The following is a 14569-nucleotide window of genomic DNA, read 5'->3' on the forward strand; positions in this document are numbered from 1 at the left end:
GGTTGACAGGACGTCCTTCCTGAATGAGGCTGTGCTCCATGACCACCGACCAGGTGACCCGCGACCTCCCCGCGGTGCGGCGTGGCGACCACGGCCTGCCCCTGCTCGGGCGGGTGACGGCCTACGCGAAGGACCCCGTCGCGCTGATGCGCCACCAGTGGGAGACCTACGGCCCGGTCTCGCCGTTCCCCTTCCTCGGCCAGACCTTCGTGATGCTCCTCGGGCCGGACGCCTGCGAGGAGGCGCTCCGCAACGGGGACAAGGCCTTCGCCAACGGCCCCGCCTGGGGCCGCCTGGTCGGGCCCTTCTTCCACCGCGGGCTGATGCTGCTCGACGGCGAGGAGCACCACCTGCACCGCCGGATCATGCAGGAGGCGTTCACGCGCGACCGCCTGGCGTCGTACGTCGAGGCGATGCATCCCGCCATCGCCCGTGGCCTCGACACGTGGCCGGCGGGTGACGGCTTCCGCTGCTACCCGGCCCTGAAGCAGCTGACCCTCGACATCGCCGCCGACATCTTCATGGGCGGTGCGGCGGACACCTCGCCGGAGGAGATGCAGCGGGTCAACGAGGCGTTCATCGCCTGCGTCCAGGCGGCGTCCGGCGTGGTGCGCGCCGACGTCCCGTTCACCCGCTGGGGGCGCGCGCACCGCGGCCGCAGGGTGCTCGAGGAGTTCCTGCGCCACTACCTGCCGGCCAAGCGGGCCGAGCGCACCGACGACCTCTTCTCCGTGCTGTGCCACATCGAGGGCGAGGGCGGCGAGCGCTTCTCCGACGACGACGTCGTCAACCACATGATCTTCCTGATGATGGCGGCGCACGACACGTCGACGATCACGACGTCGACGATGCTCCAGCACCTCGGCCAGCACCCGGAGTGGCAGGAGCGCTGTCGCGCGGAGTCGCTCGCGCTGGGGGAGGCCCCGTCGCTGGCCGAGCTGGAGCAGCTGACCTCGCTCGACCTGGTCATGAAGGAGAGCCTCCGGCTCCGCGCTCCCGTCCCGATGCTCGCGCGGCGCGCGGTCAAGGACACCGTGGTGCAGGGCGTCCGGGTGCCGGCGGGCTCCCACGTCGCCGTGGGCGTCCAGTTCTCGCACCTGATGGACGACCTGTGGACCGAGCCGGACCGCTTCGACCCGGACCGGTTCGGGCCCGAGCGGCGCGAGGACAAGTCCCACCGCTACGCCTGGTCGCCGTTCGGTGGCGGGGTGCACAAGTGCATCGGCCTCCACTTCGCCGGCGCCGAGGTGAAGGCGATCCTGCACCGGCTGCTGCGCACCCACCGGTGGAGCGTCGACCCGTCGTACGTCGCGCCGCTCGACAACCACTCGCTGCCGTTCCCGAAGGACGGCCAGCCCATCGACCTCGTCCGAGCCTGACCAACCGCCCGACCCGGAGGCAACCATGAGCCGCTCCCTCGCCGATCTGTCCGTCATCGTCACCGGAGGTGCCCGCGGCATCGGCCGCGCCACGGTCGAGCGCTTCGCGCGCCAGGGCGCCCGGGTGGCGGTCGGGGACCTCGACGCGGGCCTCGCCGCCCAGGTCGCGAGCGGGTACGACGACCGCGTGGCCACCGCCCACCTCGACGTCACCGACCCGGACTCCTGGACCGCGTTCCTCGCCGAGGTGGCCCACCTCGGCCCGTTCGACGTGCTGGTCAACAACGCCGGGATCATGCCGCTGGGCCCGGTGCTGAAGGAGCCAGTCGGTGTCGCCCGCACCATCCTCGACGTCAACGTGCACGGCGTCATCAACGGGGTGAAGGCGGTCGCGCCGGGGATGGTCGACCGGGGTCGTGGCCACATCGTCAACGTCGCCTCGGCCGTGGGCCGGGTGGCCGTGCCCCACGGGGCGACCTACTCCGCGTCGAAGTTCGCGGTGGTCGGTTTCAGCGAGGCCATCCGCCAGGAGCTCGCGCCCGACGGGATCGACGTGACCGTCGTGCTGCCGACCGTCGTGCAGACCGAGCTCGCCGCCGGGGTGCCCGCGGCGCGGGGGATCAAGCCGGTGACCGCCGACGACGTCGCCGAGGTGATCGAGGCCGCCGTGCGCCGGCCGAGGCCGGAGCTGTGGGTCCCGCGCTGGACCCAGGGGCTCGGCAAGGGGAGCCTGGCGCTGCCGCGCTTCGTGCAGGACGCGATGAGCCGGGCGACGCGCGCCGGCGACGTGCTCAGCTCGGCGGACCCCGCCGCGCGGGCGGCGTACGAGGAGCGCGCCCGGCGGGCCGCGGAGACATCCGACCTCTCGGAATAGGAAGCCGTGCGGGCCGGTTACCATCCCACGTGACCTCTGCGCCCGCGACCTCGACCGAGGCCCTGTCCGAGCCCGAGCTGGCCCACGCCCGGCCGGTGCTGGCGATCCTGGCGCTCGCGGTCGGTGGCTTCACCATCGGCACGACCGAGTTCATGACGATGGGCGTGCTGCCCGAGGTCGCCGAGGGCGTGGACGTGTCCGTCCCCACGGCCGGCCACATCATCTCGGCGTACGCGCTGGGCGTCGTGGTCGGTGTGCCGATCCTCGCCTTCTTCGGCGCCGCCCTGCCGCGCCGCGGCATGCTCGTCGGCCTGATGGGCGTGTACGCCGCCTTCAACATCCTCAGCGCCGCGGCTCCGAGCTACGAGGTGCTCACCGCGGCCAGGTTCCTCGACGGACTGCCGCACGGCGCCTACTTCGGCGTCGCCAGCCTCGTCGCGGCCAGCCTGGTCACGCCCGAGCGCCGCGGCCGGGCGGTCGCCAGCGTGATGCTCGGGCTGTCGGTGGCCAATGTCGTCGGCGTGCCCCTGGCCACCTTCCTCGGCCAGCAGGTGGGCTGGCGCTCGACGTACCTCCTGGGCGGCCTGCTCGCGCTCGCCACCGTCGCGATGGTGCTCGCCGTCGTCCCGTCCGTGCCCGGCGACCCGGAGGCGAGCGGTCGCAAGGAGGCGCGGGAGTTCTTCGGCAGCCTGCAGGTCTGGCTGACGATGGCCGTCGGCGCGGTCGGCTTCGGCGGCATGTTCGCCGTCTACTCCTACATCGCGAAGACCGTCACCGAGGTCGGCGGCCTCGAGCGGGGCACCGTGCCCTTCTTCGTGCTGGCGCTCGGCCTCGGCATGGTCGTCGGCACCTGGCTCGCCGGCGAGCTGGCCGCCTGGTCGGTCTTCCGCAGCCTGATCCTGTCCGGCGCGACCGGCATCGTGCTGATGCTCGTCTACTACGCCGCCGCGCCGCACGGGTGGCTGCTGCTCCCCGTCGCGTTCCTCGTCACCGCGACCGGCTCGGTGCTCGTGGTCAACCTCCAGCTGCGGCTGATGGACGTCGCCGGGGGAGCGGTGACCCTGGGCGCCGCGATGAACCACGCCGCCCTCAACATCGCCAACGCCCTCGGCGCCTGGCTCGGCGGGCTCGTCATCGCGGCCGGCCACGGCTACCGCGCGCCGGCGCTCGTCGGCGCCGGGCTGGCCGCCATCGGCGTCGCGATCCTCCTCGTCTCGGCGGTGACCCACCGCCGGGCGTCCGTGGCGGCCGCACCCGCGTGACCCGGCGAGCGGGCGCCTGAGACAATCGCTCCCATGTCCGCCACGACCGAGCACACGCCCGTGCCGGAGACCGCCCAGCCGGCCGTGCCCGAGGGGGTGGCGCGTCCGCGCGTCCTCTCCGGGATCCAGCCGACCTCGGACTCCTTCCACCTCGGCAACTACGTGGGTGCGGTCCGTCAGTGGGTGGACCTGCAGCGTGACCACCAGCCCTTCTTCTTCATCGCCGACATGCACGCGCTCACGGTCGAGTGGGACCCGAAGCTGCTGCGCGAGCGGACCCTGCGGGGCGCGGCCCAGCTGATCGCCGCCGGCGTCGACCCTGCGAAGTCGGCGATCTTCGTGCAGAGCCACGTGCCCGCGCACGCCCAGCTGGCCTGGGTCCTCAACGGCCTGACCGGCTTCGGCGAGGCCCGCCGGATGACCCAGTTCAAGGACAAGTCGGCCAAGGGCGGCGAGGGAGCCGCGAGCGTCGGCCTCTTCGCCTACCCGGTGCTGATGGCGGCCGACATCCTGCTCTACCGCCCGCACTACGTGCCGGTCGGCGAGGACCAGCGCCAGCACCTCGAGCTGACCCGCGACCTCGCGCAGCGGTTCAACAGCCGCTTCAAGAAGACCTTCCGGCTGCCGGAGCCCTACATCCTCAAGGCGACGGCGAAGCTCTACGACCTCCAGGACCCGACCCGGAAGATGTCGAAGTCGAGCTCCGCGCCCAGCGGCATCATCGAGATGCTCGACGACCCGAAGGTCACGGCCAAGAAGATCCGCTCCGCGGTGACCGACTCCGGCACGGAGATCCGGTTCGACCAGGAGGAGAAGCCGGGTGTGAGCAACCTGCTCACGATCTACTCGGCGCTCACCGGTGAGCCGATCTCGGCCCTCGAGGAGCAGTACGCCGGCAAGATGTACGGCGACCTCAAGAAGGACCTCGCCGACGTGGTGGTCGACTTCGTCACCCCGTTCCGCGACCGGACCCTCGAGCTGCTCGACGACCAGGACCACCTCATGCAGGTGCTCGCGAAGGGCGCCGAGACCGCCGGCGCGGTCGCGGAGGCCACGCTGCGCGACGTCTACCAGCGGGTGGGCTTCGTCGCCCCGGCCGCGCTGCGGGCAACGGAGTCCTGATGCCGGTGATCGGCGTCGCCGTCGCCGTACCCGAGCCGTGGGCCACCGAGCTCTACGACTACCGGCTCTCCATCGGCGACCCCACCGCTGAGGGCGTCCCCAGCCACATCACGCTGATCCCGCCGATGGAGGTCGAGGGCGACCTCTCAGCGATCGAGGCGCACCTGGCCGAGGCGGCGACGAAGGTCGCCCCGTTCACGGTGCACCTGCGCGGCACGGCGACCTTCCGGCCGGTCTCGCCCGTGGTGTTCGTCGGCCTGGTCGAGGGGATCTCGCAGTGCGAGCAGCTCGCCGACGCCGTCCGCCGCGGACCGCTCGCCGTCGAGCTCGACTACCCCTACCACCCGCACGTCACGGTCGCCCACCACCTCGACGACCCGACGCTGGACCGCGCCTTCGACGAGCTCGCGGGATTCGACTGCCGCTTCGGGGTAACGGACTTCCATCTCTACGTCCACCACGAGGAGGAGGGCTGGAGGGCGACGCGCACCTTCGCCCTGTCCGAGCCCGTCTGAGCTGCCATGAGTGCTGTCGACCGTGTGAAGGCCCGGATCGCACGGTTGCGCGCCCGGTCCCCGCTGGCCGACCACGCCTTCCGCACCCAGGAGCACTTCTCGGAGGTCAAGGGCAGCCAGCAGGCCGCCGGCGTCACCTACTTCGGCTTCCTCTCGGTCTTCCCGGTCCTGGCGCTCGCCTTCTTCGCCGTCGGGTACGTCGCCAAGGTCTTCCCCGACGCCCAGGACGCCCTGATCAAGGCGATCGGCGAGGTCCTGCCGGGGCTGGTGGGCGACGGCGCCAACCAGGTCCCGCTGGAGGACATCCAGGGCGCCGCCGGTGCCGTCGGCCTGATCGGCCTCGTCGGTGTGCTCTACGCCGGCCTGGGGTGGCTGTCCTCGCTGCAGACGGCGCTGATCGTCGTCTTCGGCATGCCGGACCGCCTGCAGCCCAACTTCATCGCCGGCAAGCTGCGTGACCTGGCCTCGCTGGTCGTGCTCGGCGTCGTATTGATGGTGAGCGTGAGCGCCTCGAGCGTGCTCACCCGGATGTCGCGCCAGGTGCTCGACTGGATCGGCCTCGGCGCCGGCCTCGGGTGGCTGGTCACGATCCTGGCGCTGGCCTTCGGCCTCGCCGCGTCGGCGCTGCTGTTCTTCCTGATGTTCCGGATCCTCGCGAAGCCGCCGACCCCCTCTCGGGCCCTGTGGTCGGGCGCCTGGCTGGGCGCGATCGGCTTCGAGATCCTCAAGCAGCTCTCCGGCCTCCTCCTGGTCAGCACGAAGGGCCAGCCCGCCTTCCAGGCGTTCGGCATCGCGCTGATCCTGCTGGTCTGGATCAACTACTTCTCCCGCGTCATCCTGTACGCCGCCGCCTGGGCCCAGACCGCCCCCGTCGCGCGTGCGGAGGCCGCGGCGGACGCGGTCGTCCCCGTGTCGGTGGCGCAGGTGACCCTCGTCGACCCCGCGGGCGCCGCGGCATCCGCCGGACGTGGCCCGTGGGCCGTCCCGCTGGCCGTGGGCGCCGCGGCCGGCACCCTGGTCGGCGCCCTGATCGGCCGTCGTGGTGGAGGCTCTGGGAGGATGGGACGGTGAAGTTCGAGCGCAAGCACGCCCTGCTGCTCCTCGCCGTCGCGGCCTGGAACGTCATCACCTTCGGCAATTTCGCCAAGAACCTCTACAACGCCTACGACGCCGGCGAGGACCGTGCCGCCGGCTACTGGATCGCGCACACCGTGCTGATCGTCGTGAACTTCGCGATCGCCGCCGTGCTCGGCTCGTTGGGGTGGAAGGCGCTGAAGGCGTCGAAGGTCGACGCCTCCGCCTGACCTCGCCGCTGGTCGAGGAGGTCGCGCAGCGCCTCGGTGGTCGAGGAGGTCGCGCAGCGACCCGGTGGTCGAGGAGGTCGCGCAGCGACCGTCTCTAGACCTCTTGCTCCGGTGCACCTGCTGTGCCCTGCGGTTGGGTGGGTGGTCGGGTCTTCAAGCGCAGCGACGAGGACGGTGGGTGCGGGGCTGGGTTCCGGTGGTCGGGTGCGGTCCGGCAGCTCCGCGAGTCACTTCTTGCGCCACTTGTCCTCCACAAGGCCCGGTGGGAGCGCCGTTGTGCACAGGCAGGTCCCGCGCCAGCCGGTTGTGTCGGCACCCCGTGATCCAATACACGTATGGCCACTCGAGACCGACACCACCAGCTCGCGGACATGTCCGCCGACGCCGTGCTGTCGTTCGTCGAGGACCAGCACGCAGCACGCCAGAGCGCGGAGCGGGCGATCCTCGAAGCCGCCTACCAGTGGGCGGTCCTCCACTCACCCGACGCGCTGCCGCCTGGCGACAAGCGTGGTCGCGAGCGCGCGAAGCCCGCGGGTGCGGCCGGTACGCCGCGGATCACCGAGCACGCCGCCGCGACCTTCGGCGCCCGGATCCAGACCAGCCCGTACGGCGCGAAGAAGCTGATCGCCGACGCGGTCGACCTCGTGCACCGGCTCCCGAAGCTCTGGGCCGGTGTGAAAGCCGGCCAGGTGCGCTCCACCCACGCCCGGCATGTCGCCGACGCCACCCGCGAACTGTCGGCGGACGAGGCCGCCTGGGTCGACGCCGAGGTGGTCGAGATCGCCGACGGCCGCCTCGCCTGGACCCGCTTCGAAGCCATCGTGGAGGGCAAGGTCGCCGCAGCGTCCCCCGAGCTCGCCCGAGCCAAGGAAGAGGCCGCCGCGAAGGACAACTACGTCCGGGTCTCGCGGATCAACAAGCACGGCAAGGCCACCCTGACGTTCCACACCGACGCGGCCCTCATCCTCGGCTCCAACGCCGGCGTCACAGCCGTGGCCAAGGCACTTGAGGACCAGATGCCCGACGCCACCAAGAACGAACGCCGCGTCGCCGCCCTTGCCCTCCTGACCAATCCTCAGGCCCACGTCGACCTCACGGTGGGTCCGGTGAAGCCGAAGGTCGAGATCGTCCTGCACTGCACCCCCGACTCACCGATCGCGCGAATGGAGGGCCACGGCCCCGTCACCATTGCCTACGTCCGCCACCTGGTCGCCCACTTCGCCTCCCAGGTGAAGGTGCAACCCGTGATCGACCTCAACCAGGGAGCCGCGGTCGACGCCTACGAGATCCCGGCCAAGCTCCGCGAGGCCGTGCACCTGATCCACCCCGGCGACACGTTCCCGTTTGCGGCGAACCTGTCCCGGAAGGTCGATCTGGACCACCAGGTCCCCTACGCCGAGGGCGGCAAGACCTCCACCGACAACCTCGGCCCAATGACCCGCACCCACCACCGGATCAAGACCCACGCCGGCTGGCAAGTACGACAACCCTTCCCCGGGATCGTCATCTGGCGAGACCCACACGGGGCCCACTACCTGGTCGACCAGACCGGAACACGCAAGGTCACCGCCGCCACGGCTGACCAGACACCCACACGCCTTGAGGCATCGCTGATGAGGATCGCCCTCGACTGGGCTGCATGAGCCTTCGAAGGTTGCCGTGGAATGCTCGGGTTCGACGGAAGAGCATGTCGAGTCCTCTCATCTGATCTGGACCACCTTCTCGGGGCTTGGCAGTTAGAGTTGCGGGCCTGGATCGCGACCGCAGTCGGAGCGTCCCTGCTGAGCGGAGATCGCACCGTGCCGAAAGCTGAGCTGATGCCAATGTCCAAGCTTGATCGGGCGCCGCATGCAATCACAGGGGTGCTGTTGGGATTCGCGGCGGGTGTGCTCGTCTTGGGCGCCTACTTCGTTCAGGCGAGTTGGGGCACAGGCGGGTTGTTCTGGGACGTGTTCGTCATCCCGGCCTTGGCGATTCTGTTCGCAGGCGCTCTTGTCGCTGCTGCCGCCTCCAGTGAGTGGCGAAGGTGGTGGGTCGGCGTTGCCGGGGGTGTTGCGCTCATGGTCCCGCTCTGTATCGCTGGATTCGTTGTTCTGTACGTGGCGATTGGATTCGAATGAGAACGGCCGCAGAGACCCTGAGGCCGGCGCCGGCCAATCCGCAACCAAGTAGGTCAAGCCGTTGAGCGCGTCCTACGCTCTTGCCGTGGTGGTGACGAAGGACTCGCTTGCGCTGAGTGTGGCCGTACGGCGCTGGTCCACGACACTCACGTCAGCGTGCAGTTCGAGAATGCGCCCCACGAGGTCTGGAAGGACTTCTGCTCGTGGGACCACGTCGCCGCGTGGGTGGGTCGCGGTGAGCCTGACTGGGATGCCGAAGCAGTCGAACCACGGCCACGGACGTGGTGGGGCAAGGCTGGATGCTTCGCTGTGCTCGTCCTGCTCGCAGTCGTCTTCGTGACGGGGCTGGTCTCGCTCGTCCGCTTCGCGGTGTGACCAGCTGAGCACCCGACCTCAGGCCGACGTGAGCCCCTGCGCCCTACGGTCGACCCATGCACGGTGCGCGACGACTCGGCCCCATCTCCACTGCGGCAACAGCCCTGGTCCTCCTCCTGACCACCGCCTGCGGCACCGAGAGTTCGAGCCGGGATGACGGACCGGCGCCCCTGCCCGACGACACTTACCGCCGGGTCCTGGCCCAGGGCGTCGACCCCGACCTCGTGCACACCATCGAGCTCGCCGGGTTCGAGCTGGCGGAGCAGTCGGCGGGGGTGTTCGGCGACGCGGACTACGGGGCGACGTACGTGCCCGTGGAGGCGCCGTACACGACCGAGGTCCACCTCACCGTCCGAGCCGGCACGTACGACGCCGGCCGGTGCGCGACCGAGCCGCTGCCGGGACCGACGGGTGGGTCCCCGGCGCCCGTGGAGTCGTGCGAGCCCGATGCCGGCGGCTGGTACCGCACCGGCGGTGGCTGGCAGGAGTACGTCGTCCTCGACGCCGGCCACGTCCTCGCCCTCAGCGGCCCGACGGAGCGGGTGGACCGGGACGACCTGGTCGCGGCGGCGCTCGGCGCGCGCCACCAGGACGGCGGGGACATCACGCCCGCCACGCCGTCGTCGCCGGTCACGCGCGGCGACCTGCCGACGACCGGCGACGGCGCGCCGGTCGACCCCTACGGCACCAGCGCGCCCGGAGGCTGAGCCGTCAGGAGGCCCCGAGCAGGAAGTACGTCGTCATCGGGCCCTTGCCCTTGACCTCGATCGTCTGCGGCTCGCTGAAGGCGTAGCGGCTCTCGAGGAGCGCGTGCGTCGCCGCGGAGACCTGGATGCGGTGCGGGCGACCGTGCGACTCCATCCGGCTGGCGGTGTTCACCGTGTCGCCCCACAGGTCGTAGGTGAACTTGCGGCGGCCGATCACGCCCGCGACGACCGGACCGGAGGCGATGCCGATCCGCATCGCGATCGGGCTCGGCCACTCGGGGGAGAGGCGGGTGAGCGTGCGCTGCATGTCGAGGGCGAGCTCGGCGAGGGAGGCGGCGTGGTCGGCGTCGGGCAGGGGGAGTCCGGCGACCGCCATGTAGGCGTCGCCGACGGTCTTGATCTTCTCGATCCCGCGTCGCTCGCACAGCTCGTCGAACTCGCGGAACATGGTGTCGAGCAGCTGGACGAGCGCCTCGGGTGTCAGTGACTCCGAGACCGGCGTGAAGCCGACGATGTCGGAGAAGAGCACGCTGACCTCGGGCGCGGAGTCGGCGATCGCGCCCGGCTCGGAGCGCAGGCGCTGGGCGATCGTCGCCGGCAGCACGTTGTGCAGCAGCTCGTCGGAGCGGGCCTGCTCCATCTCGACCTCCTGCTGGCGCAGGTAGTCGGTACGCCGCAGCTTCTCCAAGGAGTAGCCGATCAGCACCGCGATCGACGCGAGGCCCAGGGTGGGGGCCACGTTCCGGGCCAGTGTGTCGACACCGCCCAGCGCGCCCGGCAGGCTCAGGCACACCGCGATGTAGACCGCCGTCATCGCCATCACGGCGTGCATGCGCAGGCGGAGCAGCCCGACGGCGCCGAGCAGGGTGACCGTGCAGGAGGTGCGGAGGTACTCGATGGGGAAGTCCGCGACCTGGCCCATCGCCGTCCCGAGGAGGAGCAGCGTCGCGGTCAGCAGGAGCGCCGAGGCGAGCTGGAGCTGCCGGGCGACCCAGATCGCGCGACCGGTGACCACGAGGGCGCCGAGGAAGAGCAGGACGACGGCGAGCCGGACCAGGGCCACCTCCGGCACCAGCCGGTCGAGCACGAGCACGTCCACGACGCCGTACACGGTCGTGAAGAGGATGCCGATGCCGAGGGCGAAGCGACCCTCGTTGAGGCCGCGGACGTCGTCGTACCCGGCGAACTCGCGCTCGGCCTCGTGGTCGTCGAACTCGAGCATCCAGCGGGCCATGTGCAGCTGTCCGTGCTGCTCCTGCAGCCAGCTGCTGATCGTCTTGAGCCCCACGCGCTGATCGTGGCAGAACAGACCCGGAAATGGCGCCGACCCGGCTCGATTCGATCGAGCCGGGCCGGACGGGGACTGCGAGCGGTCAGTGACCGTTCTTCAGCGCGGTGCGCAGGTCCTTGTTGAGCTGCGAGATCACGTCGAGCGGGATCTCCTTGGGGCACGCGGCCGCGCACTCACCGATGTTGGTGCAGCCGCCGAAGCCCTCGTGGTCGTGCTGGCCGACCATGTCGACGACGCGCGACCAGCGCTCGGGCTGGCCCTGCGGCAGCTCGCCGAGGTGGGTGATCTTGGCACCCATGAACAGCGAGGCCGAGCCGTTGGGGCACGCCGCGACGCACGCGCCGCAGCCGATGCAGGTCGCGACGTTGAACGCCCGCATCGCCTTGTCGCGCGGCGCCGGCACCGAGTTGGCCTCGGGGGCCGAGCCGGTGTTGGCGGAGATGTAGCCGCCGGCCTGGATGATCCGGTCGAAGGCGGAGCGGTCCACGACCAGGTCCTTGAGGACCGGGAAGGGCTCGGCACGCCACGGCTCGATGGTGATGGTGTCGCCGTCGTTGAACGAGCGCATGTGCAGCTGGCAGGTCGTGGTGACCTCCGGGCCGTGCGCCTCGCCGTTGATCATCAGCGAGCACATGCCGCAGATGCCTTCGCGACAGTCGGAGTCGAACGCGACCGGCTCCTCGCCGCTGGTGACGAGCTGCTCGTTGAGCAGGTCGAGCATCTCCAGGAAGGACATGTCCTTCGAGACGCCGTCGAGCTCGTACGTGTGGATCGCACCCGTGGCGGTGGGGTTCTCCTGCCGCCAGATCTTCAGAGTGAGCTTCACTTGTAGGACCTCTGCTTCATCTCGATGGCCGTGTAGATCAGGTCTTCCTTGTGCAGGACCGGCTGGCCGCCGTCGTTCGAGTCGCCGCCCCACTCCCAGGCCGCGACGTACGCGAACTCGTCGTCGTGGCGCAGCGCCTCGCCGTCCTCGGTCTGTGACTCGGCCCGGAAGTGGCCGCCGCAGGACTCGCGCCGGTTGAGCGCGTCGATGCACATGAGCTCGCCCAGCTCGAGGAAGTCGGCGACGCGGCCGGCCTTCTCGAGGTCCTGGTTGATGTTGTCGGCCGAGCCGAGCACCTTGACGTTGGTCCAGAAATCGGCGCGCAGGTCGCGGATCTTCTGGATGGCCAGCTTGAGGCCCTCCTCGGTGCGCTCCATGCCGCAGTACTCCCACATGATGGAGCCGAGCTCCTTGTGGTAGCTCTCGACCGAGCGGGTGCCGTTGATCGACAGGAACTTCTCGACCCGCTCCTTGACGGACTGCAGCGCCTCGACCACGGCCGGGTTGCTCTCGTCGACCTTCTCGAACGGGCCGTCGGCGAGGTACTCGCGGATGGTGTTCGGGAGGACGAAGTAGCCGTCGGCCAGGCCCTGCATCAGCGCCGAGGCGCCGAGGCGGTTGGCGCCGTGGTCGGAGAAGTTGGCCTCACCGGTGACGAACAGGCCCTCGATGTTGGACTGCAGCTCGTAGTCGACCCACAGGCCGCCCATGACGTAGTGCACGGCGGGGTAGATGCGCATCGGCACCTCGTACGGGTTCTCGCCCGTGATCCGCTCGTACATGTCGAGGAGGTTGTCGTACTTCTCCTCGACGCCGTGCTTGCCGAGGCGCTCGATGGCGTCCTTGAAGTCGAGGTAGACGCCGCGGCGGACCTTCTTGGTCGTGCCGTCGGGCTGCAGCTCCTCGATCTCGGGTCCGACGCCGCGGCCCTCGTCGCACATGTACTTCGCCGCGCGCGAGGCGATGTCGCGGGGGACCAGGTTGCCGAAGGACGGGTAGATCCGCTCGAGGAAGTAGTCGCGGTCGGCCTCGGGGATCTGGCGCGGGTCCTTCTCGCAGTCCGCGACGTTCTTCGGGACCCAGATCCGGCCGTCGTTGCGCAGCGACTCCGACATCAGGGTCAGCTTCGACTGGTGGCCCCCGGAGACCGGGATGCAGGTGGGGTGGATCTGCGTGTAGCAGGGGTTGGCCATGTAGGCGCCCTTGCGGTGCGCGCGCCACGCGGCGGTGACATTGGAGCCCATCGCGTTGGTCGAGAGGTAGAAGACGTTGCCGTAGCCGCCCGAGGCGAGGACGACGACGTCGGCGAGGTGGGTCTCGATGTCACCGGTGACCATGTCGCGCGCGACGATGCCGCGGGCCTTGCCGTCGACGACGATCAGCTCGAGCATCTCGTGGCGGGTGAACGCCTCGACGGTGCCGGCCGCGACCTGGCGCTCCATGGCCTGGTAGGCGCCGAGCAGCAGCTGCTGGCCCGTCTGGCCGCGGGCGTAGAAGGTGCGCGACACCTGGACACCGCCGAAGGAGCGGTTGTCGAGCAGGCCGCCGTACTCACGGGCGAACGGGACGCCCTGCGCGACGCACTGGTCGATGATGTTCGCCGACTCCTCGGCGAGGCGGTAGACGTTCGACTCCCGGGCGCGGTAGTCGCCGCCCTTGACCGTGTCGTAGAAGAGGCGGTACGTCGAGTCGCCGTCCTCCTTGTAGTTCTTGGCCGCGTTGATGCCACCCTGGGCGGCGATCGAGTGCGCGCGGCGCGGGGAGTCCTGGTAGCAGAACGACTTCACGTTGTAGCCGGCCTCGCCGAGCGTGGCGGCGGCGGCGCCACCGGCCAGGCCGGTGCCGACGATGATGATGTCGAGCTTGCGGCGGTTGGCCGGGTTGACCAGGCGGTTCTCGAACTTGCGCGTCGTCCAGCGCTCTTCGATCGGGCCGGTGGGGGCCTTGGCGTCGACCAGCTTGTCGCCGAGCTCGTAGAAGCCGGCGGCGTCGTCGGACTTCTGCACCGACGGCTCGTTGGTCGGGGTCAGACCAGGGAGGTAGTGGGTTCCTGCAGCCATGTTCGTTGGCTCCTTACTTCTCGATGATGCCGACGAGCACGGACAGCGGGACCAGCGAGAATCCGCCGGCGACGACGATCGCCACGACCCAGCCGGCGGCACGCGCGCGGGCGCGGGACGTGGCGGAGTTGGTCAGGCCGAGCGTCTGCAGCGAGCTGAACGTCCCGTGGTGCAGGTGCAGCGCGAGGGCGACCATCGCGACCAGGTAGATGATCGTCATCCACCACAGGTCGAAGGTGTCGACGACCAGTGCGTAGGGGTTGTCGCTGCCGGTGTCGCCGTTGCTCGGGTTGATCTTGACGATCGTGAAGTTGAGCAGGTGCCAGACGATGAACAGCAGCAGGGTCAGGCCGCCCCAGCGCATCGTGCGCGAGGAGATCGAGGACCCGCGGTTCTTCTTCGCGACGTACTTCACCGGCCGGGCCTTGGCCGCGCGCTGCCAGAGCGCGATGGCGGAGCCCACGTGGACGACGAGGGCGGCGAGCAGCCCGACCCGCATGATCCAGAGGAAGCCCTCGTAGGGGAGCATCGGCGTCCCGAGCTCGCGCAGGTGGTGCGCGTACTCGTTGAAGGACTCCTCGCCGGAGAAGGCCTTGAGGTTGCCGTACATGTGCCCCAGCACGAAGCCGATGAACAGCAGGCCGCTCACGGCCATCAGGATTTTGAGGGCGATGGTCGTGCGGGCTGCACGGGAGCCCTTGACCAGTTCAGGTCGCGTCGTCGTTGCCACGGGG

Annotated in this window: 15 protein-coding genes; 11 read left to right on the plus strand and 4 right to left on the minus strand. The window is 70.2% G+C overall.

Going from position 1 to position 14569, the window contains the following annotated elements; genetic code table 11:
- Positions 1 to 38: 38 nt before the first annotated feature.
- The 11 genes from AC2YHB_RS13995 (at position 39) to AC2YHB_RS14045 (ending at position 9658) form a co-directional block, all read left to right on the plus strand.
- Entirely contained in the window at positions 39 to 1379 is a 1341-nt protein-coding gene (locus AC2YHB_RS13995; protein WP_487354153.1) for a cytochrome P450, read from the plus strand.
- A gap of 25 nt (positions 1380 to 1404) precedes the next feature.
- The gene (locus tag AC2YHB_RS14000; protein WP_487354154.1) at positions 1405 to 2253 is read left to right on the plus strand and encodes an SDR family oxidoreductase; all 849 of its coding nucleotides are present in this window, start codon (positions 1405 to 1407) and stop codon (positions 2251 to 2253) included.
- 29 nt (positions 2254 to 2282) lie between these two features.
- Positions 2283 to 3515 (plus strand): MFS transporter, encoded by a 1233-nt coding sequence (locus tag AC2YHB_RS14005; RefSeq protein ID WP_036541829.1) that lies wholly within the window; start codon positions 2283 to 2285, stop codon positions 3513 to 3515.
- Between the two features lie 33 nt (positions 3516 to 3548).
- Entirely contained in the window at positions 3549 to 4637 is a 1089-nt protein-coding gene (gene trpS / locus AC2YHB_RS14010; protein ID WP_207006579.1) for a tryptophan--tRNA ligase, read from the plus strand.
- The gene (locus AC2YHB_RS14015) at positions 4637 to 5152 is read left to right on the plus strand and encodes a 2'-5' RNA ligase family protein (RefSeq protein WP_179647835.1); all 516 of its coding nucleotides are present in this window, start codon (positions 4637 to 4639) and stop codon (positions 5150 to 5152) included. Before trpS ends, AC2YHB_RS14015 begins: the two co-directional genes overlap by 1 nt.
- A 6-nt stretch (positions 5153 to 5158) precedes the next feature.
- On the plus strand, positions 5159 to 6223 hold the full coding sequence (locus AC2YHB_RS14020) for a YihY/virulence factor BrkB family protein (protein WP_487354155.1): 1065 nt from the start codon (positions 5159 to 5161) through the stop codon (positions 6221 to 6223).
- Complete coding sequence (locus AC2YHB_RS14025; RefSeq protein WP_179647834.1) at positions 6220 to 6456, plus strand: SCO4848 family membrane protein; 237 nt, start codon at positions 6220 to 6222, stop codon at positions 6454 to 6456. Before AC2YHB_RS14020 ends, AC2YHB_RS14025 begins: the two co-directional genes overlap by 4 nt.
- 335 nt (positions 6457 to 6791) lie before the next feature.
- Complete coding sequence (locus AC2YHB_RS14030; protein WP_179647833.1) at positions 6792 to 8099, plus strand: HNH endonuclease signature motif containing protein; 1308 nt, start codon at positions 6792 to 6794, stop codon at positions 8097 to 8099.
- Between the two features lie 21 nt (positions 8100 to 8120).
- Positions 8121 to 8576 (plus strand): hypothetical protein, encoded by a 456-nt coding sequence (locus AC2YHB_RS14035; protein ID WP_179647832.1) that lies wholly within the window; start codon positions 8121 to 8123, stop codon positions 8574 to 8576.
- A gap of 156 nt (positions 8577 to 8732) precedes the next feature.
- Positions 8733 to 8951, plus strand: coding sequence for a hypothetical protein (locus tag AC2YHB_RS14040; RefSeq protein ID WP_179647831.1), 219 nt, complete (start codon positions 8733 to 8735; stop codon positions 8949 to 8951).
- 56 nt (positions 8952 to 9007) lie between these two features.
- Entirely contained in the window at positions 9008 to 9658 is a 651-nt protein-coding gene (locus AC2YHB_RS14045) for a hypothetical protein (RefSeq protein ID WP_179647830.1), read from the plus strand.
- Positions 9659 to 9662: 4 nt separating this feature from the next.
- Here the strand turns inward: AC2YHB_RS14045 and AC2YHB_RS14050 are convergent, their stop codons facing one another.
- From AC2YHB_RS14050 to AC2YHB_RS14065, 4 genes are all read right to left on the minus strand, one after another.
- The gene (locus AC2YHB_RS14050) at positions 9663 to 10946 is read right to left on the minus strand and encodes an adenylate/guanylate cyclase domain-containing protein (RefSeq protein ID WP_179647829.1); all 1284 of its coding nucleotides are present in this window, start codon (positions 10944 to 10946) and stop codon (positions 9663 to 9665) included.
- 85 nt (positions 10947 to 11031) lie between these two features.
- Positions 11032 to 11775 carry a succinate dehydrogenase/fumarate reductase iron-sulfur subunit gene (locus tag AC2YHB_RS14055; protein ID WP_036541823.1) on the minus strand — a complete coding sequence of 248 codons (744 nt, stop codon included), beginning with the start codon at positions 11773 to 11775 and terminating at the stop codon, positions 11032 to 11034.
- The gene (locus tag AC2YHB_RS14060) at positions 11772 to 13835 is read right to left on the minus strand and encodes a fumarate reductase/succinate dehydrogenase flavoprotein subunit (RefSeq protein ID WP_036541821.1); all 2064 of its coding nucleotides are present in this window, start codon (positions 13833 to 13835) and stop codon (positions 11772 to 11774) included. Before AC2YHB_RS14060 ends, AC2YHB_RS14055 begins: the two co-directional genes overlap by 4 nt.
- Before the next feature lie 13 nt (positions 13836 to 13848).
- The gene (locus AC2YHB_RS14065; RefSeq protein WP_036541819.1) at positions 13849 to 14565 is read right to left on the minus strand and encodes a succinate dehydrogenase cytochrome b subunit; all 717 of its coding nucleotides are present in this window, start codon (positions 14563 to 14565) and stop codon (positions 13849 to 13851) included.
- Positions 14566 to 14569 lie beyond the last annotated feature (4 nt).

Source organism: Nocardioides sp. SRI_004, assembly GCF_057586415.1.

Excerpts from the sequence above, each read along its gene's own strand:
- AC2YHB_RS13995 (WP_487354153.1), top strand. The coding sequence starts at position 39 with ATGACCACCGACCAGGTGACCCGCGACCTCCCCGCGGTGCGGCGTGGC.
- AC2YHB_RS14000 (WP_487354154.1), top strand. The coding sequence starts at position 1,405 with ATGAGCCGCTCCCTCGCCGATCTGTCCGTCATCGTCACCGGAGGTGCC.
- trpS (WP_207006579.1), top strand. The coding sequence starts at position 3,549 with ATGTCCGCCACGACCGAGCACACGCCCGTGCCGGAGACCGCCCAGCCG.
- AC2YHB_RS14015 (WP_179647835.1), top strand. The coding sequence starts at position 4,637 with ATGCCGGTGATCGGCGTCGCCGTCGCCGTACCCGAGCCGTGGGCCACC.
- AC2YHB_RS14020 (WP_487354155.1), top strand. The coding sequence starts at position 5,159 with ATGAGTGCTGTCGACCGTGTGAAGGCCCGGATCGCACGGTTGCGCGCC.
- AC2YHB_RS14030 (WP_179647833.1), top strand. The coding sequence starts at position 6,792 with ATGGCCACTCGAGACCGACACCACCAGCTCGCGGACATGTCCGCCGAC.
- AC2YHB_RS14035 (WP_179647832.1), top strand. The coding sequence starts at position 8,121 with ATGCTCGGGTTCGACGGAAGAGCATGTCGAGTCCTCTCATCTGATCTG.
- AC2YHB_RS14045 (WP_179647830.1), top strand. The coding sequence starts at position 9,008 with ATGCACGGTGCGCGACGACTCGGCCCCATCTCCACTGCGGCAACAGCC.
- AC2YHB_RS14060 (WP_036541821.1), bottom strand. The coding sequence starts at position 13,835 with ATGGCTGCAGGAACCCACTACCTCCCTGGTCTGACCCCGACCAACGAG.